The following is a 21,382-nucleotide window of genomic DNA, read 5'->3' on the forward strand; positions in this document are numbered from 1 at the left end:
ATGGCTGGACCTTCCGCTCACGACGATCATTCTCATGATCACGCCCATCACGACCACGCTCATGATGACCACGATCACCACGATCACGGGCACAAGCCGAGCTTTGCCAATCGCTGGCTGTTCTCGACCAACCACAAGGACATCGGCACGCTCTACCTGATCTTCGCGATCATTGCCGGCATCATCGGCGGCGCGCTGTCGGTTGCCATGCGTATGGAGTTGCAGGAGCCTGGCATCCAGATCTTCCACGGTCTGGCCTCGATGGTCTACGGCTATGAGGGCGATGCCGCCATCGACGGCGCCAAGCAGATGTTCAACATGTTCACCACAGCGCACGCGCTGATTATGATCTTCTTCATGGTCATGCCGGCGATGATCGGCGGTTTCGCCAACTGGATGGTGCCGATCATGATCGGCGCCCCGACATGGCTTTCCCGCGCCTGAACAACATCTCCTTCTGGCTGATCGTTCCGGCCTTCGCGCTACTCTTGCTGTCGATGTTCGTCGAAGGCCGGCAGGCGCCTACGGTACGGGCGGCGGCTGGACCATGTATCCGCCGCTGGCCACAAGCGGCACGCCGGGACCGGCGGTCGACCTGGCGATCTTTGCGCTCCATATCGCCGGTGCCTCGTCGATCCTCGGTGCGATCAACTTCATCACCACGATCCTCAACATGCGCGCCCCCGGCATGACGCTGCACAAGATGCCGCTGTTTGCCTGGTCGGTGCTGATCACCGCCTTCCTGCTCTTGCTGTCGCTGCCGGTTCTGGCAGGCGGCATCACCATGCTGCTCACCGACCGTAACTTCGGCACCTCCTTCTTCTCTCCGGAAGGCGGCGGCGACCCGATCCTTTACCAGCACCTGTTCTGGTTCTTCGGTCACCCGGAAGTCTACATCCTCATCCTGCCGGGCTTCGGCATGGTCAGCCACATCATCTCGACCTTCTCGAAGAAGCCGATCTTCGGTTATCTCGGCATGGCCTACGCCATGGTCGCGATCGGCGCCGTCGGCTTCGTCGTCTGGGCCCACCACATGTACACGGTCGGCCTGTCGCTCGACGCACAGCGCTACTTCGTCTTCGCGACGATGGTCATCGCCGTTCCGACGGGTGTGAAGATCTTCTCCTGGATCGCGACGATGTGGGGCGGCTCGATCTCGTTCCGCACGCCGATGCTCTGGGCGATCGGCTTCATCTTCCTGTTCACGGTCGGCGGCGTCACCGGCGTCCAGCTCGCCAATGCCGGTCTCGACCGCTCGCTGCATGACACCTATTACGTCGTGGCCCACTTCCACTACGTTCTGTCGCTCGGCGCCGTCTTCGCGATCTTCGCCGGCTGGTATTACTGGTTCCCGAAGATGACCGGCTACATGTACAACGAGTTGGTCGCAAGCTGCATTTCTGGATCATGTTCATCGGCGTCAACCTGGTGTTTTTCCCGCAGCACTTCCTCGGCCTCGCCGGCATGCCGCGCCGCTACATCGATTATCCGGATGCCTTTGCCGGCTGGAACTATGTGTCCTCGATCGGCTCCTACATCTCGGCCTTCGGTGTGCTGATCTTCCTCTTCGGCGTCTTCGAAGCCTTCGCCAAGAAGCGCGTCGCCGGCGACAATCCATGGGGCGAGGGTGCGACGACGCTCGAATGGCAGCTGCCTTCGCCGCCGCCCTATCACCAGTGGGAACAGCTTCCGCGCATCAAGTAATTGCGCGGGTATCAGGACGCCGCATTCGTTACGGCGTCCTGGTATTCTGACATTCAGGACGGAATGATGACGGTTATCGACAATCACGGGGCGCTTGCAAAGGACGGCGAATTGTCGGAAGCGAGTGCGCGCGATTATTTCGAATTGCTGAAGCCGCGGGTGATGTCGCTCGTGTCTTCACCGCCTTTGCCGGCCTGGTGCTGGCGCCGGGCCACATCCATCCCGTCCTCGGCCTGATCGCCATTCTCTGTATCGCCGTCGGCGCCGGCGCCTCCGGCGCGCTCAACATGTGGTATGACGCGATATCGACGCCATCATGAGCCGCACCGCCAAGCGTCCGATCCCGGCCGGCCGCATCGCGCCCTCGGAGCGCTGGCCTTCGGCCTGGTGCTATCAGGCTTCTCGGTCGTCATCCTCGGCCTTGCCGTCAACTGGCTGTCGGCCGGCATCCTTGCCTTCACCATCTTCTTCTATGCCGTCGTCTACACCATGTGGCTGAAGCGCTCGACGCCGCAGAACATCGTCATCGGCGGCGCTGCCGGCGCCTTCCCGCCGATGATCGGCTGGGCCTGCGTCACCAACAGCGTGACGATCGAGAGCACCGTTCTCTTCCTGATCATCTTCCTGTGGACGCCGGCGCACTTTTGGGCGCTGGCTCTGTTCAAGATGCGCGATTACGAGGCCGTCGGCGTGCCGATGCTGCCGAACGTCGCCGGCGAGCGGGTAACCAAGCATCAGATCGTCGCCTATGCGGTGCTGACCGCGGTTTGCGGGATATTGCCCTCCTTCCTCGGTTTCGCAAGCTTCGGCTACGGCCTGGTGGCCGCCGCGCTCGGCGCGATCTTCATCTACTGTTCCATCGCCGTCTGGCGTATGCCCGACGGCGATCTGAAGATGATCCCGGCGAAGAAGCTGTTCGCCTTCTCGATCTTCTATCTTTTCGCCGTGTTCTCCGCCCTGATGATCGACCGGCTGGCTCGATCTTCGTCTCGCACACCGGAGGCTGGTTCTGATGGATCTCGTTAAGCTCACCGAAAAGCAGATGAAGTCGCGCCGCAACCGCAACATCGCCCTTGGGCTGGTGCTCGCCGGCCTTGTCGTTCTCTTTTACGCGATCACCATCGTGAAGATCGTGGGGGAATGGCCGGATGAGCGACAACGCCCCTGCACCGAAAAAGCCGGCCCGCAACAACGGCGCCGTCGTGATGATGTGCCTGAGCTTCGTTTTCGGCATGGGCGCGATGAGCTATGCCGCCGTGCCGCTCTACCGGATCTTCTGCCAGGTCACCGGCTATAACGGCACGACGCAGCGCGTCGACCAGGTGTCGAGCGTCGTGCTCGACCGCACGATGCGCGTCACCTTCGACGCCAATGTCGCGCCCGGCCTGCAATGGGACTTCAAGCCGGTCGAGCGCGAGGTCAATCCGAAGATCGGCGAGACGATCCAGGTTCATTTCACCGCCGAGAATCGCTCGAATGAGACGCAGCGCGGCCAGGCGGTTTTCAACGTCACGCCGGGTGAGGCGGGCGTCTATTTTCAATAAGGTGCAATGTTTCTGCTTTACGGAAACGGACCTGAAGCCGGGCGAAAAGCTCGACATGCCGGTGGTGTTCTACATCGACCCGGAAATCGTCAAGGCCGTGGAGTCCAAGGATATCCACACGGTCACGCTGTCATATACGTTCTACCCGAAAGAGGTCCGAAGCGTTGGCTTTGAATGAGGGTGAGCGGTAAAGAGTGAAAAGAAACTTTGATCAAGGCTCGTTTCCGGCTATGCCGGGAACGGAGTGAAGGAAGACATCCGGGGATAGCTACATGGCCGATGCTCATCAGAAGAATCACGACTATCACATCATCGATCCGAGCCCGTGGCCGATTCTCGCCTCGCTCGGCGCCTTCATCATGGCGATCGGCGGCGTCTGCTACATGCGCTACCTGAACGGCGGATCGTTCAAGGTCGCCGGCGCCGAACTCGCGAACCCCTGGCTCTTCTACATCGGCTTCGCACTGGTTCTCTACGTCATGTACGGCTGGTGGGCCGATACGGTGAAGGAAGCCCATGAGGGCGCCCACACCCGCGTCGTCTCGCTGCACCTGCGCTACGGCATGATCATGTTCATCGCTTCGGAAGTGATGTTCTTCGTCGCCTGGTTCTGGGCCTATTTTGACGCCAGCCTCTATCCGAACGAGGCAATCCAGGCTCGCGCCTGCTCTATACCGGCGGCACCTGGCCGCCGAAGGGCATCGAGGTTCTCGATCCCTGGCACCTGCCGATCTACAACACCGTCATCCTGCTGCTGTCGGGCACGACGGTCACCTGGGCGCACCATGCGCTGCTGCACAACGACCGCAAGGGCCTGATCCAGGGCCTGACGCTGACGGTGCTGCTCGGCATTTTCTTCTCCAGCGTCCAGGCCTATGAATATGCCCACGCGCCTTTCGCCTTCAAGAATTCGATCTACGGCGCGACCTTCTTCATGGCGAACCGGTTCCACGGTTTCCACGTCCTCATCGGCACCATCTTTCTGCTGGTCTGCCTGATCCGGTCGCTGCGCGGCGATTTCACCCCGAAACAGCATTTCGGCTTCGAGGCGGCCGCCTGGTACTGGCACTTCGTCGACGTCGTCTGGCTGTTCTGTTCTTCTGCATCTACGTCTGGGGCGGCTGGGGCGCGCCCGTCGCGGCCGGCTGATTGCAGCGATATTCAAGGAAAAGGCGGGCGGGTGCCCGCCTTTTTTGTGTGTGGTCCCCCATGCTCGGTTCTCGTCAGTCGGGAACGGAGCGGTTGCCGCAAATCTCTTCTCCCAGCGGGGAGAAGGTGCCGGCAGGCGGATGAGGGGCTACACGCACCACGCCCGTAACGCCTATCCCAGTAAGCGACATGGGCGAGACAATGCTGGCGCGGTCGCCCCCCGCAACGTTTGGAAAGACCTGTTTCTGCGGCCCCCTCATCCGCCCTACGGGCACCTTCTCCCGCTGGGGAGAAGGGGGAGTCGAGAGACCGCGGCATGCCTTTGCCCGTTTGGGCCTCGCCCGTTCTCACCGCCGCCGGCGATCCGTTCGAAAGCCGAGGGGTCGGAATGCCGAGATCCAATTGATGGCGGATCGCCTCGGCGCATTCGAGTGCCGTCAGCACCGACGTATCGACCTCCATGTCATAAATGCCCGGCCGGTGCACCTCGTCCTGCCAGCGCTGCACCGGCTCCGGCACAGGCGTCTCCTCGGTGGCTCTTACATACAGTGTCTCGCGGCCTTCCTGCTTGAATTCACGCCGCTGCATGATCGTCTCGATCGGACAGCGCACGCCGACGAACAGCACGGAAAAGCCATCTAGGCGCCGGGCGCAGTCGGCGAGAATGCCGAGCGGCTGTGAGTAGCTGTCGTGATGGCCGAGATCGGCCACCACATTGAGGCCAAATCCGGCATGGATGGCGATCGATTCATAAAGGGCCGCATAGAGGAACGGCACCAGGTCTTCGAGCTCCGGCCGCTCGCCGCCCGGCCTGGCCCGATGCCGGGCAGGTAGCGCTTCGGCGTCATATCATTGTAGCTGTCGACGCCGAGGTTGATCCACGGCCCCGCGAATTCGTCCTGGATTGCGCGGGCAATGCTGGATTTGCCGCTTCTGGGCGCACCGTTTCAAATAATGATCTGGCCGGCATGGTTGTCGTTGGTCATCCGTCTTCTTCTTCTGTTTGGCGCGAAATCACTGAGACGAAACCGCGCAGGCATTTCCATTCGGATGCGAATACTTTATGGGAGAGTTAAGGCAGGATGGACTGCCGAGAAGGAATGGCCAGAAGGAATGACATGAGCGAAGACAGCGCCCATTATCCCCCGTCGATCCGGTCAAGACAGGCATCAAGGGCTGCTGCCCGCGCTGCGGTCAGGGCAAGTTGTTCGACGGCCTGCTCGGGGTCAAGCCGCGCTGCGCTTCCTGCGGCCTCGATTATTCCTTCGCCGATGCGGCGACGGGCCGGCCGTCTTCGTCATCCTCATCGTCGGCTTCATCGTCATCGGCATGGTGCTGTGGCTGCAGGTGAATTATGGGCCGCCGATCTGGGTGCATATCCTGCTCTTCGGCCCGTTGACCATCATCCTGTCGCTTGCGACGCTGCGCTGGTTCAAAGGCATCCTGATCGCCATGCAATACCGCCACAATGCCCGCGAAGGACGCCTGAGTGACTGAATAGAGCATGCCATGCCGCGCCGCCGGCTGCCCGTCCTCACCGGCATCCTGGTGTTGATCGCCCTTGCCATCCTGATTTCGCTCGGCACCTGGCAGGTGGAGCGCCTCCACTGGAAAGAGGGCCTGATCGCCGATATCGCCGCGCGGCAGGCAGCGGCCCCCGTGCCGCTTGCCGATATCGAGGCGATGGCGGCAACGGCGGCGATATCGAATACCGCAGAGTCACCGCCACCGGCCGCTATATCAACAACAAGGAGCGCCACTTCTTCGCCACCTGGCGCGGCCAGACCGGCTTCTACGTCTATACGCCCCTGGAGCTTGCCGACGGGCGCGTGCTCTTAGTCAACCGCGGCTTCGTTCCCTATGACAACAAGGAGCCGGAAATGCGCATGCAGGGCCAGCTGACGGATCAGCAGGCCGTCACCGGTCTCGCCCGCGAAAAACTTCCCGGCAAACCCTCCTGGGTGGTGCCCGACAACGACGTCGCCAAGAACATCTTCTACTGGAAGGATCTCGACGTCATGGCCGAAAGCGTCGGGCTGGAGAAGGCCCGCGTCATTCCGTTTTTCGTCGATGCCGATTCAACTCCCAATCCGGCCGGCTTGCCGATCGGCGGCGTCACCCAGGTGGATCTGCCGAACGACCATCTGCAATATGCCTTCACCTGGTATGGGCTGGCCGCCGTGCTGATTGCCGTGGTGGGGATCTCCTGGTTTCGCAAGCCGGGCAAGCAGCCGGCGCAATAGTATCGCTTCAATTTCCACCTATATTGGGCTAGAGGTCCCTAAATCTCTCAATCCGGAACAGACATGAATATTGCGGCGAAACCTCCTTTGACGATCAGGCTCTGCGGGCCGCGCGCTTCTGCGCCGGCGTCGACCGCGCCATCCAGATCGTCGTGCTGGCGCTGAAATCCTATGGCGCGCCTGTCTATGTGCGCCACGAGATCGTCCACAATCGCTATGTCGTCGAGGGGCTGGAGGCCAAGGGCGCCGTCTTCGTCGAGGAGCTGGACGAAATCCCGGCCGAGCATCGCGCCCAGCCGGTGGTCTTTTCAGCCCATGGCGTGCCGAAATCCGTGCCGGAAGATGCGGTAAGCCGCAATCTCTTTTACCTCGACGCCACCTGCCCGCTGGTCTCCAAGGTCCACAAGCAGGCGATGCGCCACAATCGCCTTGGCCGCCATGTCGTCCTGATCGGCCATGCCGGCCACCCCGAAGTGATCGGCACGATGGGCCAGCTGCCCGAGGGTTCGGTGTCGCTGATCGAGACGATCGAGGATGCCGACGCCTATATTCCTGTCGACGCCGACAATCTCGGTTACGTCACCCAGACGACGCTGTCGGTCGATGATACCGCCGGTGTCATCGCCCGCCTGCAGGAGCGTTTTCCCAACCTGACGGCGCCGGCCGCCGACTCGATCTGTTATGCGACGACCAACCGTCAGGAAGTGGTGAAGCAGGCGGCCCCCGGCTGCGATCTCTTCATCATCGTCGGCGCGCCGAATTCCTCCAATTCCAAGCGCCTCGTCGAAGTGGCGCTGCGGGCAGGGGAAGAAATCGATCCTGGTGCAGCGCGCCGCCGAGCTTGATTGGGATGAGATCGGCGCGATTTCGACGCTCGGCCTTTCCGCCGGCGCCTCCGCCCCGAGGTCATCGTCAACGAGATCATCGAGGCCTTCCGCGCCCGCTTCGACGCCCGCGTCGAGCTGGCCGAAACGGTGCAGGAAACCGAGAATTTCCTGGTCAACCGCGAATTGCGCAGCATCGAGCTGACGGCGGCCGACATGGCCTTCGTCAACGGCTGATCCCCAGACGGAAATCCTATCGACGCCGGATGGTCGATCCGGTGGCCCAATAACCGCAATGCATGAAGGCGAGACCTCACTTGGCAGTCTATACCGATATCGCCGAAGACGATCTGAAGTGGTTCCTGACGGAGTATGACGCCGGCACGCTGCTCTCCTACAAAGGCATCGCCGAAGGCGTCGAAAATTCCAATTTCCTGCTGCATACCTCGAAGGATCCGCTGATTCTGACGCTTTATGAGAAGCGCGTGGAAAAGACCGATCTGCCGTTCTTTCTCGGCCTGATGCAGCATCTTTCCGCCCGCGGTCTTTCCTGCCCGCTGCCGCTGCCGCGCCGTGACGGCGCGCTGCTCGGCTCGCTCTCCGGCCGCCCGGCGGCGCTGATCTCCTTCCTCGAAGGCATGTGGCTGCGGAAACCGGAGGCCAAACATTGCCGCGAGGTCGGCCGGGCGCTGGCCGAAATGCATGTCGCCGGCGATGGTTTTGAACTCAAGCGCCCGAACGCGCTGTCGATCGACGGCTGGCAAACGCTCTGGGAGAAATCCGAGGCGCGCGCCGGCGAGGTCGAGGCCGGCCTGCAGGACGAGATCCGCGGCGAACTCGATTTCCTCGCCGCCGCCTGGCCGAAAAACCTGCCGGCCGGCATCATCCACGCCGACCTTTTCCCCGACAACGTCTTCTTCCTCGGTGACGCGCTCTCCGGCCTGATCGATTTCTATTTCGCCTGCAACGACCTGCTCGCCTATGACGTCTCGATCTGCCTGAACGCCTGGTGCTTCGAAAAGGACGGCGCTTACAACATCACCAAGGGCACAGCGATGCTCGAGGGTTACCAGAGCGTGCGCCCGTTGAGCGGCGAAGAGATTGCCGCTTTGCCGGTGCTGTCGCGCGGTTCGGCGCTGCGCTTCTTCCTGACGCGGCTCTATGATTGGTTGACGACGCCTGAAGGCGCCATGGTCACCAAGAAGGACCCGCTCGAATATCTCCGCAAGCTGCGTTTCCACCGCCAGATCAAATCGCCGGCCGAATACGGATTGAGCCTATGAAACACGTCGATATCTTCACCGACGGCGCCTGCTCCGGCAATCCCGGCCCCGGCGGCTGGGGCGCCGTGCTGCGCTATGGCGACGTCGAAAAGGAGCTTTGCGGCGGCGAAGCGGATACGACCAACAACCGCATGGAACTGCTGGCGGCGATCTCCGCGCTGCAGGCCTTGAAGAGCCCCTGCGAGGTCGACCTCTACACCGACAGCGCCTACGTCAAAGACGGCATCTCCAAATGGATTTTCGGCTGGAAGAAAAACGGCTGGAAGACCGCCGACAAGAAGCCGGTAAAAAATGCCGAACTCTGGCAGGCGCTCGAAGAAGCCCGCAACCGCCACACCGTGACGCTGCACTGGGTCAAAGGCCACGCCGGCCACCCGGAAAACGAACGCGCCGATGAACTCGCGCGCCGGGGCATGGAGCCTTTCAAGAAGGGCAAGGCGGTTTCGTTTTAGAAGCGCGGGCGATTGTGGGGATTACGCCTGCGCCCTGAAGGCTGCCCTCACCCTAACCCTCTCCCCGTAAAAACGGGGCGAGGGACGTGCCACGCGAGACGTTGGCGAGGGACCGAGAGGTCGCGGCATGCCTCCTTCGCCCGCAAGCGGGAGAAGGTGCCGGCAGGCGGATGAGGGGCAGGCGGCAATCTCCCTGGGTTGAGGATTTAACCGGGCAGGCAGCGGTCTAAGGTGACTTCATCGGGGCGCCATATCACGCCGCACCAGATGCTGGACGCCGTCTGGCATCGTCTCGATGAGGTCACGCAGCGGCATCGGTTGCAGATTGAACCGATCGAGCACGTCTCTGCTTGGCAAAGCCCAGCAAAATTCCAGATCGGCGCGCCGTCGCGGACACGGTGGACGATATCGGTTTCATGAAAGGGCAAGGCGCTCAGGAGCTCCGCCTCATAGTAGAAACCGACTTCATGAATCCTTCGTCCCGCGAATTCGAAAAAATTCTCGATGATGAAGCGCAACGGTCCGACCGTGGCCCGGCAGCCGATCTCTTCTTCGATTTCGCGTGCGAGCGTTTCGGCACCCGCTTCGTGAAACTCCACGCGTCCGCCGGGCAGGACCCAGAAAGCATCGCCGACGACGCGGTGGATCAGGATATGCCCATTGGCGCGGATCAATGCACCCGCCCGTAGTTGGAAGCGGGAATTGCTGGCATCCAGCACGATCATGGTTCGAGCGGCATCGTCCATGGTTTTGTGTCCTCCAATATGCGGCAAAAGGGCTTATCTCTGGTTTTGGAGGCCGACAATAGGCCAGATTGTCCCCCTCGCTCCTCATTCCTGTGCTCGTCACAGGAATCCAGCCACCGCGCGTCGGCGCGGTGAATGACTCATGTAACGCGAAAGAGTTTCTCGCGCCCAAGGACTTGGGCGCACTGGATTCCTGTGACGAGCACAGGAATGAGGGTGGAGATATAGTGGTGCCTCATGGCAGCGAAGCGGCCGTTTGGCACTTCTCGCGCTGCATCAGTGAAGTTCGCCGCGACACCCTTTTCCAGCAAACTCACCCCACTTACTACGCCGCCGTCGCAGCCCCCTGAATGAGCCGGTGCAGATATTCGAGCTTTGCGACGACGGGTGAGGACAGCACGAAGGGGTAGGAGTCCGGCTGGCCCATGCTGCGCTGGATGGCGTTGATCGCCAGGCTGAGCGGTACCCAGGCGCTGACCAGTTGTTCGGCGCTGCTTGCCCGGTAGGGGAGGAATCCACCTCGCCGGCGATTTCCTCATGGCCGCGCGGATCGATGGCGATGCCGAAGGCGCGGGCGGTTTCGAGTGTGTCGACGATATGGAGGTAATGGGCGAAACATTCGGCGAAATCTTCCCAAGGGTGGGAGGCCGCATAGGCGCTGATGAAATTGTCCTGCCATCCCAGGGGGCGCCGCCGGCATAGTGGTTTTGCAGGGCATATAATCCTGCCGTTCGTCGCCGAAGACGGCGCGGAATTCCGCCAGGCCGTCGCGGTCGCGCACCAGCTTGTTCCAGATGAAATGGCCGGTCTCGTGGCGGAAATGGCCGAGCAGGGTGCGGTAGGGTTCGTTCATCGAGCTGCGCGCCTGCTCGCGCGTGGCATCGTCGGCCTCGGCGGCGCGGATGGTGATCAGGCCTTCCTCATGGCCGGTCATGGCCGGCACGACATAGCCGTTGCTCTCGATCGAATCCTCGAGGAAATCGAAGACCAGGCCACCTTCAGGATCCTGCACCCGATCGGGATGCGGTAGCCTCCAGCGCAACAGCGAATAAAACAGATGACGCTGCGCCTGGCTGATGCGCCGCCAGCGATCGATGCCGTTCTGGGTATCGGTGTTCGGAACCAGCCGGTTATGGCGGCAGGCAACGCAGAATTCGCTGTCGCTGTCGCCGTCCACCAGCCAGTTGCAGATATCGAGACCGGCATTGGCGCAGAAGCGGACGTCGCGCTCGGGATTGGAAACAAGTTGCCAGAGCGTCTCGTCGCGCGGCTCCAGCGCATGCATGGCGAGATCACCCGGCCGGAAGCCGAGCCGATGGTTGCAGCGCACGCAATGGCGGTTGTCGAAGTGGACGACCTGATCGCAGTTGTCGCAGGCGAAAAGCTTCATCTTATGTCCCTGCCATGAGGGTGGGCGATTAAAAAATGCCTGCCGCGCGAGGGGCGCAGCAGGCATGGTTCTTAACGGATGAGCTTAGGGCTCAGAGCCGGTCGACAGCGCCCTTGAGCTTGTCCTTGACCTTGCCGGTTGCGACCTGGCCCTTGCCTTTGGCTTCCTGAACGGCGCCCTTGGCTTGCATTTCGCGATCATCGGTGGCTTTGCCGACGGCCTGTTTGGTCTTGCCGGCAATTTCGTTTGCCTTGCCCGAGATCTTGTCGCTGGTGCTACCCATATGTGATGTCTCCTTCGTCAAGCATGGGCCTCGTGCCCGTGTTTGCCGAAATGAAACGTCAGCCGGCGCAATTCGTTCCAGCCAGCTTTATCAGGCCAGCTTTATCAGGCCAGCTTTATCAGGCATGCCCCGCTTCGGCCGAAAGCATGGCGGCGGTCACGCCCATGCCGGCCAGCGCCCGCTCGTATTTGTCGTCGAGGCTGCGATCGAAGATCAGTTCCTCATTGGCCGGGCAGGTGAGCCAGCCATTGTTGACGACCTCGTTTTCGAGCTGGCCGGCGCCCCAAGAGGAATAACCGAGCAGCATCGTCGCGCGCGTCGGCCCATCGCCCTTGGAGATGGCGCGCACGATGTCGAGTGTCGCCGTCAGGCAGATGTCGTCGCTGACCGGGATCGAGGAGTCGCTGGAATAATCGTCCGAATGCAGCACGAAGCCGCGGCCGCTTTCCACCGGACCGCCGGTCTGGATCGGGAAGTCGCGGGCGCGCTGCGGCAGCACGATCTGATCTTCCTGCTTGATCATGTCGAGATGCAGCAGCACATCGGTGAAGGTGAGGCTCTGCGGGCGATTGATGACGAAGCCCATGGCGCCGGCATCCGAATGAGCGCAGATATAGATCACCGTGCGCGCAAAATTGCGGTCTTCGATGCCCGGCATGGCGATGAGGAACTGGCCATCGAAGAAGCCACGTTCCCGTCTGTTCTTCAGCGTCGATAAGGACATCGTTCCTCCTGCTGCCAACCGCACCGAGGCTTGACACGAGAAGCATGGGCCAATGTCACACATCAATCAACCAAAAATGAAGATTTAAATTGCCGCGACTTCTGGCGGCGAAACCTCAGTTTCGGTAAACCGTTGTTCCATGATGATTATTTCCTCGGTCTCGCGTCGGCTTTTCCTAGCGGTCTTTTCGGCGGCCGCAGTCCTTGCCCCCCTTTGTTCCGCTCATGCGGAAATGAGCGCCTGGGCGGACAATGAGGGCGGCCGCATGCGCCTGGTGGCACTGGCGCCCGATGCCGCCGGCAAAATCCGCGCCGCCCTGCAGATCGAGCCGAAGCCCGGCTGGATCACCTATTGGAAAGAGCCCGGCGGCAACGGCATTCCGCCCCAGGTGACCATCGCGGCGGGCAGCGCTGTCACGCTCGATGCGATCGCCTATCCCGTCCCGAAGCATTTTTTCAACGGCGCGATCGAGGATATCGCCTATGACGCGCCGGTGACGCTGCCGCTGTCGCTGAAGGCGGCAGGCAAGGGGCCGGTCGAGATCGACGCCTTGGCCTTTATCGGCATCTGCAGGGATATCTGCATACCCTTCCAGGCGAATTTTCAGCTGAAGCTCGGCCCCGCCATCCAGTCGCATCCGGAGGAGGAGACGATCCTCCGGGCGGCCGATGCAAGGCTGCCGCAGCCGCCGTCGACCGATTTCGACGTGACCGCGCATGCGATGTCGCCTGACAGGAAGACGCTGTCGCTAACGCTGGTCTTGCCGGCCAAGGGTTCAGGCGAGAGCAAGGGCCCCCCCGATATCATCGTCACCGGGCCGAGCGGTTATGCCTTCACCAAGCAGATCGGCGGCAAACGCGACGGCGCCAGCTTCAAGGTCGATGTCGCCATCGGCAAGTTGCCTGACAATTACGACATATCGGGCAAGCGCTGGGGCGTGCTGGTCATCGACGGCGCGCGGGCGATGGAGACCACACTTGCCTTTGACTGACCGGCTCTTATAGTCGCGGCAGAGCCCCTGCGGCGCCCCCCGCCCAGCCGGAATCCCAAAACCCAAAAAACCGGAACTCAAGGAGAAGATCATGACCATCGCGATCGGCGACAAGCTTCCTGCCGCCACTTTCAAGGAAAAGACCGCCGACGGCCCGGTCGAAATCACCACCGAGCAGCTGTTCTCTGGCAAGCGCGTCGTGCTGTTTGCCGTGCCCGGCGCCTTCACGCCCACCTGCTCGCTGAACCACCTGCCGGGTTATCTCGAAAACCGCGACACCATCCTCGGCAAGGGCGTCGACGACATCGCTGTCATCGCCGTGAATGACTGGCACGTGATGGGCGCCTGGGCGCAATCCTCCGGCGGCCTGGGCAAGATCCACTTCCTCGCCGATTGGGACGCCGCTTTCACCAAGGCCGTCGGCCTCGACGCCGACCTCTCCGGCGGCGGCCTCGGTCTGCGCTCCAAGCGCTATTCGATGCTGGTGGAAGACGGCGTGGTCAAAGCCCTCAACGTCGAGGAAAGCCCTGGCCAGGCCACGGTTTCTGGTGCTGCGGCGATGCTGGAACTGCTCTGAGTTTTCATTCCGAGAGATGAAGGGGCGGCCATTCGGTCGCCCTTTTCAATTGTTGTTGCGCCGCTCGTTATGTTGGGAAGCGCCCTCCTTCCTTTCAGGCCACGGCTGTTCTGTCGTGCGGATGCTTGCCGACGGCGAGTTTGGCAGAAACGCTCCCCCACTCTCCGTCATCCCAGGCCGCCGAGCCTGGGATCCACGCCCGGTGCTGAAGGAGAGAGCTTGGGTCGAGGGACGTTCGCGATCACCGCTTGATGCTTCAAAGACCCCTCCCCAACCCCTCCCCACAAGGGGGAGGGGCTTAACCTGCTGCACCGTCTCGTGAGAAAATCCAGGCCGAGAATACCGAGATCGCGGGAGGCGAAATCGGTGCCGCATATTAGCCCCTCCCACCTGTGGGGAGGGGTTGGGGAGGGGTTTTTCTCGCGAAGTTGTGGAGGGGCTCCCCGAGCCGCCATCGCCCTCCATCGCGGGCACGTTGGAAATGCCACCTACGCCTACCCGTATCTCAATTTCCTGGACAATCAGCCCTCGCCTCAATCTCGCCGCAATCGTTATAACATAACCGTAATGTTATTACATTTTAGGATCAGCCAATGCCCCCCAGCCCCGACCGCCCCTCCGTCAGCCTGCTGGGACAGTCGGCTCTTTCAAGGGTGATCGGCATCTCGTTGGCGGTTGCCGTCCTCTGGCTGGCAATCCATTGGGCGGTTCTGCTGCCATGACGCCGGTGATCCGTATCGACAATCTGACCGTCGCCTATAACCGGCATCCCGCCATCCATCATGTCTCCGGCGCCTTTGCGAAGGGCAGCCTGACGGCGATTGCCGGGCCGAACGGGGCGGGCAAGTCGACGCTGTTGAAGGCGATCATGGGGGAGCTTCGACCAGTCGAGGGCAGGGTCGAGCATCGGTTGGGACGGGCGGAGTTCGGTTATCTCCCGCAGGCGGCCGAGATCGACCGGCGTTTTCCGATCTCGGTCATCGATACGGTCATGCTGGGCGCCTGGAAGACGGCCGGTGCCTTCGGCCGCATTGCGCCCGGCGAGATGAAAAGGGCAGGCGAGGCGCTATCCGCAGTCGGCCTCGACGGTTTTGGAAAACGGCATGTCGGATCGCTGTCGGCCGGGCAGTTCCAGCGTGTGCTTTTTGCCCGCCTGTTGCTGCAGGATGCCGGCATCATCCTGCTCGACGAGCCGTTTGCGGCAATCGATGCCCGCACCACCCGGGACCTCATCGATATCGTCAGCCGCTGGCATGGCGAGGGCCGCACTGTCATCGCGGTGCTGCATGATTTCGAGTTGGTCCGGGCGCATTTCCCCGAGACCCTGCTGCTGGCCCGCGAACTTGTCGGATGGGGGCCGACCGCTGACGTCATGTCGTCAGCCAATCTGCTGAAGGCCCGCGCCATGGCTGAGCGCTGGGACGAGGATGCCGAGGCTTGCGGCCCCGTACAGGCGCCGGCGGCATGACGGTCTACGATCTCTTCCTCGCGCCCTTTGCCGATTTCGGTTTCATGCGTCGCGCCCTCGTCGCCTGCCTTTGCCTTGGGCTCGGCTCCGGGCCGATCGGCGTCTTCTTGATGCTCAGGCGCATGAGCCTGATGGGCGATGCCATGAGCCATGCCGTGCTGCCGGGGGCGGCGATTGGATATCTCGTCGCCGGCTCCTTGTCGCTGACGGCGATGGGGCTTGGCGGGCTTGTCGCCGGCCTGTCGGTGGCGCTTCTTTCCGGCGCCGTCAGCCGGATGACCGTGCTGCAGGAGGATGCGAGCTTTGCCAGCTTCTATCTCGCATCGTTGGCGCTCGGCGTGCTGATCGTCTCGCTGCGCGGCTCGAATATCGATCTGCTGCACGTGCTCTTCGGCACCATCCTGGCGATCGATGCTTCGGCGCTTTATCTGATCGGCGCCATCACCTCGCTGACCCTCGTCACCCTTGCCGTCATCTACCGGCCGCTGGTGGCCGAATGTTTCGATCCCGGCTTCCTGCGCGCCGTCGGCGGACGCGGCCCGGTCCATCATGTGCTGTTCCTGCTGCTGGTGGTCCTAAACCTCGTTGCCAGCTTCCAGGCGCTCGGCACGCTGATGGCGGTCGGCCTGATGATGCTGCCAGCGGCCATCGCCCAGCTCTGGTCGCGCAGTCTAGCTGTGATGATGGCGATCGCTGCTTCAAGTGCCGCCGCCTCCGGCTATCTCGGCCTGATCGCCTCCTACCATCTGGAACTTGCCTCCGGCCCGACGATCATCATGACGGCGGCGATCCTTTATGCCTTTTCGATCTTTTTCGCGCCCTCGGGCATCGCCCGACGCTTCTTTCCCCGCCCGCATTTAAAGGGCTGATCCCAAGGAGACTTCGATGACACCGCACAGACTGCTTCTCTCCGCAGCAATCCCGGCTTTGATGGCGCTGTCGGCCATGCCGGCCTCCGCCGAAACATTGAAGGTTGTGGCGTCCTTCACCGTGCTTGCCGACGTCGTCAGAGAGGTCGGCGGCAACCACGTCGATGTGAAGAGCCTCGTCGGGCCGAACGGCGACCCCCATGAATTCGAGCCGTCGCCGGCCGACGCCAAGAATTTGAACGCAGCGCAAGTGACCTTCGTCAGCGGCGAAGGGCTGGAAGGCTGGATGGACCGGCTGATCACCGCCTCGGGTTACAAGGGCAAGCCGGTGACGGTCTCCGAAGGCATTAACACCCGCACCATGGAAGAGGATGGCGAAAAAATCACCGATCCGCATGTCTGGAACAGCCCTGAGAACGTCAAGATCTGGGTCACCAATATCGAAAAGGCGCTGTCTTCAGCCGATCCCGCCGATGCCGCTGCCTTCAAGGCCAATGCCGAGAAGTACACCAGGACGCTGGACGAATTGAACGCCTACGCCCATGCGAAATTCGACAAGATCGCCGACGACCGCCGCAAGGTGCTGACCAGCCACGATGCCTTCGGTTATTTCGGCCGCGAATATAACGTCACCTTCCTGGCGCCGCTCGGTCTTTCCACCGAAAGCGAGGCCTCGGCCGCCGACGTCGCCAAGCTGATTGAGCAGATCAAGAGCGAGCACGTGAAGGCCTATTTCTTCGAGAATTCCAACGACCCCCGCCTGGTCAAACAGGTCGCCAAGGCAACCGGCGCCGAGCCCGGCGGCGAGCTCTATGTCGAATCGCTCTCCGACGCCAAGGGACCGGCGCCGACCTACGAGAAGATGTTCCGCTACAATGTCGACCAGCTCGCCGCCGCCATGGCGAAATCGAGCTGAGGAGCGAGGGTTCGGTCGCGGCCCTCAATGCAATCCCAGGAAAAATGCGACGTCGCTTGAATGGGATTGCAGACAGCCGCCATCGCTTGGATATGCTTTGTTGACACCGGAAGCAACGCAGGGCTGTATTCGACGTCTGAGCGGAAGGTAGAGACGAGAATGCGCTTCACCAGATTTATTGCATCATTGGCGACGTTGGCATCGATTGCTTACGGGCCGTTGGCCAAGGCCGGTTCCTTGGACGAAGACGCTTTCAGAAACATCCCGCTTGGCAAGGCCACGAAATTTTCCAGCATATCGTCCTTTGATGCTCAGGCGGTTTGTCTGCTCCAGCCCTACCAGGATCGGTTGCCTTCCCGCGATGCATTGGCCGCCAGGGTGAACAACTATCTTGCCGCGAACAACTACGTGGCGGACGAGGGGCATTTTGCGTTTGTGCTAATCGGGAAGGAGGCGATCGAGATTGCAGCGTTCGATCGTTCTCAAAAGCTCGATGTCCTCGCCAGGCATGAAGTATCATCCTCGGTCGAAGAGATGTTGCCCAAGGGCTTTGCTCCGCACGACTGCGCAAGCGGCCAATCTGCCGCTTTCATCAAGATCGGGTTTCGGGCGAGACACTACCTGGTGCTTGGCGAGGCAGCCGGAGCGCTTTAAATATTGAGGTCGAAGACCAGGATGCCGGCGAGGCCTCCATCGGTCGACGAGACGATGCGCTCGCCGACGGTCACGTGCTCGGGATGGATGAGGTAGGCGTCGCGGGCCTCGGGGCTTTCGAAGGTCACGGCAAAACCGTCGACGAAGCCGCCATGCAGGCCTTCGGGCGAAACATTCGGCCCGTATTTGATATCCAATATGCCGGGAATGACCTGTTTCAGGGCGGCGATCGCCGCAAACAGCGACTGCTTCTCGTCTCCAGTCATCGCGGTCTTTAGCCGCAGGAATACGCAGTGCAGGATCATCAGTGGTCCTCCCGATTTTCTGTGCCGGCAGAATAGCCGCGAAAGCCGGGAGGGCAATGGTATTTATTTTCACGCAGACGTTGCGGCGTGAAGGTCGGGATCAGCTCGCCAGCTTCATGGCTGCCGGCGCCTGGCTGCCGCGGGACATGGCGCCGCCGAGGCCGAAACGGCCGACGACCGCTGCGAGGTTCTCCGTTTCCTGGGCAAGCCCCTGTGCTGCGGCTGTCGTCTCCTCGACCATCGCGGCGTTCTGCTGGGTGACCTTGTCCATCAGATCGGCGGCGGCGGACACTTCCCGCAGGCTGGTTGCCTGCGCCTTTGCACTTGTGGCGATTTCATTGACCGTGTCGCTCATGCCGACGACGCGATCGACGATCTTGGAGAGCGCCACACCGGTTTCCTCGACCAGGTTGACGCCGGTCTGAACCTGCGACGACGACATCGAGATCAGCCCGCTGATTTCCTTCGCCGCCTGGGCGGAGCGTTGCGCGAGCTCGCGCACTTCCTGGGCGACGACGGCAAAGCCCTTGCCGGCTTCACCGGCGCGCGCGGCCTCGACACCGGCATTGAGCGCAAGCAGGTTCGTCTGGAAGGCGATTTCGTCGATCACCCGGATGATATTGCCGATCTTGCCGGAGGAACCCTGGATTTCGGTCATCGCCTCGATCGCGCGGGCTACGACCTCTCCGCCCTTTTCGGCGTCGGCGCGGGCGAGCTTCATCGTCTGCTGCGCGCTGTTTGCCCCGTCCGAGGTGTCGTTGACGCCGCGGGTGACATCACCCAAAGCTGCGACGGTTTCCTCCAGCGAGGCGGCCTGCTGTTCCGTGCGCCGCGCCAGATCGTTCGACGCCGTCGAAATCTCGCCGAGGCCGGAGCGGATGGTATATACGGCGTTGACGACGTTGCGGATGGTGTCTTCCAAGGCGGAAACCGACGTGTTGAAGTTTGCCCGGATCGTCTCGAACTCAGGCGCCACCGTCTCGTTCATGCGCACGGTGAGATCGCCCGAAGCCAGAAGGTCGAACCGGCTCTGCACGACTTCGACGAAATGGCGCAGATCCTCCGCCTTGGCCTGCTCGAGGTCGCCCTGGCGTTTGCGGTCGGTCTCGACCTGTGCCTGCAGCGCTTCCTGCTCGTCCTTGAGTGTCTCGCCGCGAGCGAGCTGATGGCGAAATTTTTCGAGCGCGCCCTTCAGGCTGCCGAGTTCGTCGCCGCTGCCATTATGGTCGATCGGCTCGCGATAATTCCCGCCTGCCATTTTCTGGACGGCGCTCAGAATGCCCTTCAGCGGCTTGCCGATCAGGATGCGGCTCGCCGTCAGGATGACGCCGAGCATCACCGCCAGAATGAGAACGCCGCCGATAACGGTGTTGTAGATCTGCTGCCAGACCGGCGCCGAGAAGGTGGCGGCCGGCACGTCGAGAACGGCTGCCCAGGTGGTGTTCATGCCGCGGGCGGTGAAGGGATAGATGAGGCGCACGGCACCATCAGGCAATCCTGAAATTACCCGCATCTTGCCGTCGGTGAGCGCCTGCTTGACGTCGGCAGCACCGGCGTCGGCATAGTCTTTCATCAGATTGTCTTTGTCGGGATGGGCGAGCCATTTGCCGTCATTGGCAAGCAGCATGACGCGCCCGCCATCGAAGGGATGCATCTCGGTCAGCGCGGCGGTGAGATCGTCGAGTTTGATATCGACGCCGGCGAGGCCGACGACAGTCCCGTTCACCCGCATCGGCACTGAAACCGAGGTGACCAGCTTTTTCATATTGGTGAGATAGGGAGAGGTGATGATCGCCTTTCCGCTCTTCAGCGGCGCGCTGTAATATTCGTCCTCAGGCTTGATGCTCCATGTCGAGAATTCCATCTTGCCGTCGTCGCCCTTCGTCCAATAGGGCGTGAAAATGCCTTCCTTGTTCAAGGCGTCCGTGCCGGTCGTCGGGTGGGGACCATCGATCAACTCACACATCCAGGCGCCGAACACGCTCGGATATTGCGGCGCCACGGTCTTGATCATCGCGACGATGTCGGCCCGGCTTTTCGATCCGCCCTCGACGAAACCCGAGAGGCTTGCGGCCAGAGCCGCGCCGGCCGAGGTGGCCTCGGTGATATCGGTCGCCACCTGCTGGCTGACCACGGCCGCCTGTTCGGTCGCAAGCGCCATGACCTCCCGCTCGGTATTGTTCTTGGCACTCACCGCATTGAAGGCGGTGTAAGCGATCAGGACGCCTGCGATCGCAGTGCCGGTCGCAAGGATGAGTTTCGCTGAAACGGTTCTGATCATCTTCAAGCCCTTCGCTTCGGCTGATGAATTCTCTTCGGACGTGCGAGGTCATCGAGGAAGGCTGGCGGCGCTGAATATGGATAGGCGCGCCATGCATGCGTGCGGTCAGGCACGCGTCTCTGTCTTCGAAACCAAGCGATTTGGAATTTTGGCGGGCTCATCCCGAAGGGGCAGACGGAAATATCACCGCGCGCCCTGCAGATCGTCATCGAAGGCGGCAATTTCCCCGCATCGCGATGACGATTTTCATTGCAGGCAACACAAGACCAGCAGTCGGTGAATATAAGCTTAAGGGCATAAGGCTATTCCAGCAAAACCGCGCAGTGCCCTGCATTCGGAAGGCGAAACGAAATGAAACTCGCCCACCGATTACTCAAATCCATCAACCAAGCCGCCTAGCAAGCTTGGCAAATAGAACTACATCTGGTCGGTCGTGTTCATGGGGCGCTTGTAGATCTTCCGGACGAGGTCGGCGGACAAGGCGCGGGCCTGGTCTTTCTCCGCCGGTGTCATCGGCCGGCAGGTATTCCTGAGGTTGGAACTGTCCAGCACCGTCGCAGCGCCGGAATTGGCAATCACCAGATGCCAGCTGCAGGAAGCGACCCGGTCGATGGTGACGGCGCCATGGCAGCCTGTGGACAGGCAGAAGGCGACGGTCACCTGGGCGCCGTGATCGCCCTTCTGCGCCTGCTCCATGGCCGTCTTGTAATCCTTGACCCAGCGTTCGCAGTGTCCCTGTTTTTCTCCCGACAGGCAGCTCTTGGTGGCGGGAGTGAGTTCGCCGGCCTGAAGCGGCGAGACGCAAAAAACACCCAAGGAGAGGGTGAGCAGAAACTTGAGCATCGAATTTTCCTTGTGCAAGCCATGAGAGGCGCACATCGCAGGCCGTTGGTCAATGGTTTGGCGGAGGCGGTTGCAAATGCCTCGTCCATTCGCGTAACCCGCTGCCATCCGAAAACCGGGTCAAGGACGGCCGGCC

14 protein-coding genes and 10 pseudogenes are annotated in these 21,382 nt (G+C 61.7%); 16 read left to right on the forward strand and 8 right to left on the reverse strand.

The genetic code is table 11. The features are described 5' to 3' along the window. The 4 pseudogenes from ctaD to CO657_RS03200 all read left to right on the forward strand — a co-directional run bounded on the left by ctaD (position 1) and on the right by CO657_RS03200 (position 4,397). Positions 1-1,704: pseudogene (gene ctaD, locus CO657_RS03185) on the forward strand (cytochrome c oxidase subunit I). Positions 1,705-1,770: 66 nt separating this feature from the next. Then, positions 1,771-2,717: pseudogene (locus CO657_RS03190) on the forward strand (heme o synthase). Positions 2,718-2,852: 135 nt separating this feature from the next. Continuing rightward, positions 2,853-3,459 (forward strand): annotated as a pseudogene (locus CO657_RS03195) (cytochrome c oxidase assembly protein). 61 nt (positions 3,460-3,520) lie between these two features. Continuing rightward, positions 3,521-4,397, forward strand: a pseudogene (locus CO657_RS03200) (cytochrome c oxidase subunit 3). 355 nt (positions 4,398-4,752) lie between these two features. On the opposite strand, the pseudogene CO657_RS03205 reads toward CO657_RS03200, so the two are convergent. Further along, a pseudogene (locus CO657_RS03205) lies at positions 4,753-5,383 on the reverse strand (chloramphenicol phosphotransferase CPT family protein); the annotation flags it as partial. A gap of 132 nt (positions 5,384-5,515) precedes the next feature. Between CO657_RS03205 and CO657_RS03210 the strand changes: the two are divergent. From CO657_RS03210 to rnhA, 5 genes and pseudogenes are all read left to right on the forward strand, one after another. Beyond that, a pseudogene (locus CO657_RS03210) lies at positions 5,516-5,894 on the forward strand (DUF983 domain-containing protein). Between the two features lie 12 nt (positions 5,895-5,906). Beyond that, a pseudogene (locus tag CO657_RS03215) lies at positions 5,907-6,640 on the forward strand (SURF1 family protein). A 63-nt stretch (positions 6,641-6,703) separates the two neighbouring features. Continuing rightward, positions 6,704-7,701: pseudogene (ispH, locus tag CO657_RS03220) on the forward strand (4-hydroxy-3-methylbut-2-enyl diphosphate reductase). Between the two features lie 80 nt (positions 7,702-7,781). Further along, positions 7,782-8,747, forward strand: a complete 966-nt coding sequence (locus tag CO657_RS03225; RefSeq protein WP_012556816.1) for a homoserine kinase — start codon at positions 7,782-7,784, stop codon at positions 8,745-8,747. Continuing rightward, a complete protein-coding gene (rnhA, locus tag CO657_RS03230; RefSeq protein WP_003588090.1) occupies positions 8,744-9,199 on the forward strand; it encodes a ribonuclease HI in 456 nt (151 codons plus the stop codon). Before CO657_RS03225 ends, rnhA begins: the two co-directional genes overlap by 4 nt. Positions 9,200-9,436: 237 nt before the next feature. Here rnhA and CO657_RS03235 read toward each other — a convergent pair. The 4 genes and pseudogenes from CO657_RS03235 to CO657_RS03250 form a co-directional block, all read right to left on the reverse strand. Then, positions 9,437-9,945: pseudogene (locus CO657_RS03235) on the reverse strand (NUDIX hydrolase). A 325-nt stretch (positions 9,946-10,270) separates the two neighbouring features. Continuing rightward, a pseudogene (locus tag CO657_RS03240) lies at positions 10,271-11,335 on the reverse strand (zinc-binding metallopeptidase family protein). 91 nt (positions 11,336-11,426) lie between these two features. Continuing rightward, positions 11,427-11,618, reverse strand: coding sequence for a CsbD family protein (locus CO657_RS03245; protein WP_003546001.1), 192 nt, complete (start codon positions 11,616-11,618; stop codon positions 11,427-11,429). 118 nt (positions 11,619-11,736) lie between these two features. Next, positions 11,737-12,342, reverse strand: a complete 606-nt coding sequence (locus tag CO657_RS03250; RefSeq protein WP_012556819.1) for a YqgE/AlgH family protein — start codon at positions 12,340-12,342, stop codon at positions 11,737-11,739. 139 nt (positions 12,343-12,481) lie between these two features. Here CO657_RS03250 and CO657_RS03255 point away from each other — a divergent pair, with 139 nt between their 5' ends. The 7 genes from CO657_RS03255 (at position 12,482) to CO657_RS03280 (ending at position 17,817) form a co-directional block, all read left to right on the forward strand. Beyond that, positions 12,482-13,333, forward strand: a complete 852-nt coding sequence (locus tag CO657_RS03255) for a protein-disulfide reductase DsbD domain-containing protein (RefSeq protein WP_012556820.1) — start codon at positions 12,482-12,484, stop codon at positions 13,331-13,333. A 91-nt stretch (positions 13,334-13,424) separates the two neighbouring features. Beyond that, positions 13,425-13,910: a peroxiredoxin gene (locus tag CO657_RS03260; RefSeq protein WP_012556821.1), complete on the forward strand. Its 486-nt coding sequence runs from the start codon at positions 13,425-13,427 to the stop codon at positions 13,908-13,910. A 593-nt stretch (positions 13,911-14,503) separates the two neighbouring features. Beyond that, complete coding sequence (locus tag CO657_RS37895; RefSeq protein ID WP_012556822.1) at positions 14,504-14,632, forward strand: hypothetical protein; 129 nt, start codon at positions 14,504-14,506, stop codon at positions 14,630-14,632. Then, positions 14,629-15,378 carry a metal ABC transporter ATP-binding protein gene (locus CO657_RS03265; protein WP_012556823.1) on the forward strand — a complete coding sequence of 250 codons (750 nt, stop codon included), beginning with the start codon at positions 14,629-14,631 and terminating at the stop codon, positions 15,376-15,378. The genes CO657_RS37895 and CO657_RS03265 overlap by 4 nt, the downstream gene beginning before the upstream one ends. Next, a complete protein-coding gene (locus CO657_RS03270) occupies positions 15,375-16,247 on the forward strand; it encodes a metal ABC transporter permease (RefSeq protein WP_012556824.1) in 873 nt (290 codons plus the stop codon). Before CO657_RS03265 ends, CO657_RS03270 begins: the two co-directional genes overlap by 4 nt. A gap of 16 nt (positions 16,248-16,263) precedes the next feature. Further along, entirely contained in the window at positions 16,264-17,163 is a 900-nt protein-coding gene (locus CO657_RS03275) for a metal ABC transporter solute-binding protein, Zn/Mn family (RefSeq protein WP_012556825.1), read from the forward strand. 159 nt (positions 17,164-17,322) lie between these two features. Then, a complete protein-coding gene (locus CO657_RS03280; RefSeq protein WP_012556826.1) occupies positions 17,323-17,817 on the forward strand; it encodes a hypothetical protein in 495 nt (164 codons plus the stop codon). Here CO657_RS03280 and CO657_RS03285 read toward each other — a convergent pair. From CO657_RS03285 to CO657_RS03295, 3 genes are all read right to left on the reverse strand, one after another. Next, positions 17,814-18,122 (reverse strand): Dabb family protein, encoded by a 309-nt coding sequence (locus CO657_RS03285; RefSeq protein ID WP_012556827.1) that lies wholly within the window; start codon positions 18,120-18,122, stop codon positions 17,814-17,816. The genes CO657_RS03280 and CO657_RS03285 overlap by 4 nt on opposite strands. 100 nt (positions 18,123-18,222) lie before the next feature. Then, positions 18,223-20,403, reverse strand: a complete 2,181-nt coding sequence (locus CO657_RS03290) for a methyl-accepting chemotaxis protein (protein ID WP_054181503.1) — start codon at positions 20,401-20,403, stop codon at positions 18,223-18,225. 417 nt (positions 20,404-20,820) lie between these two features. Further along, positions 20,821-21,246 (reverse strand): hypothetical protein, encoded by a 426-nt coding sequence (locus CO657_RS03295; RefSeq protein ID WP_054181504.1) that lies wholly within the window; start codon positions 21,244-21,246, stop codon positions 20,821-20,823. Positions 21,247-21,382 lie beyond the last annotated feature (136 nt).

Source organism: Rhizobium acidisoli, from assembly GCF_002531755.2.
GTDB lineage: Bacteria > Pseudomonadota > Alphaproteobacteria > Rhizobiales > Rhizobiaceae > Rhizobium > Rhizobium acidisoli.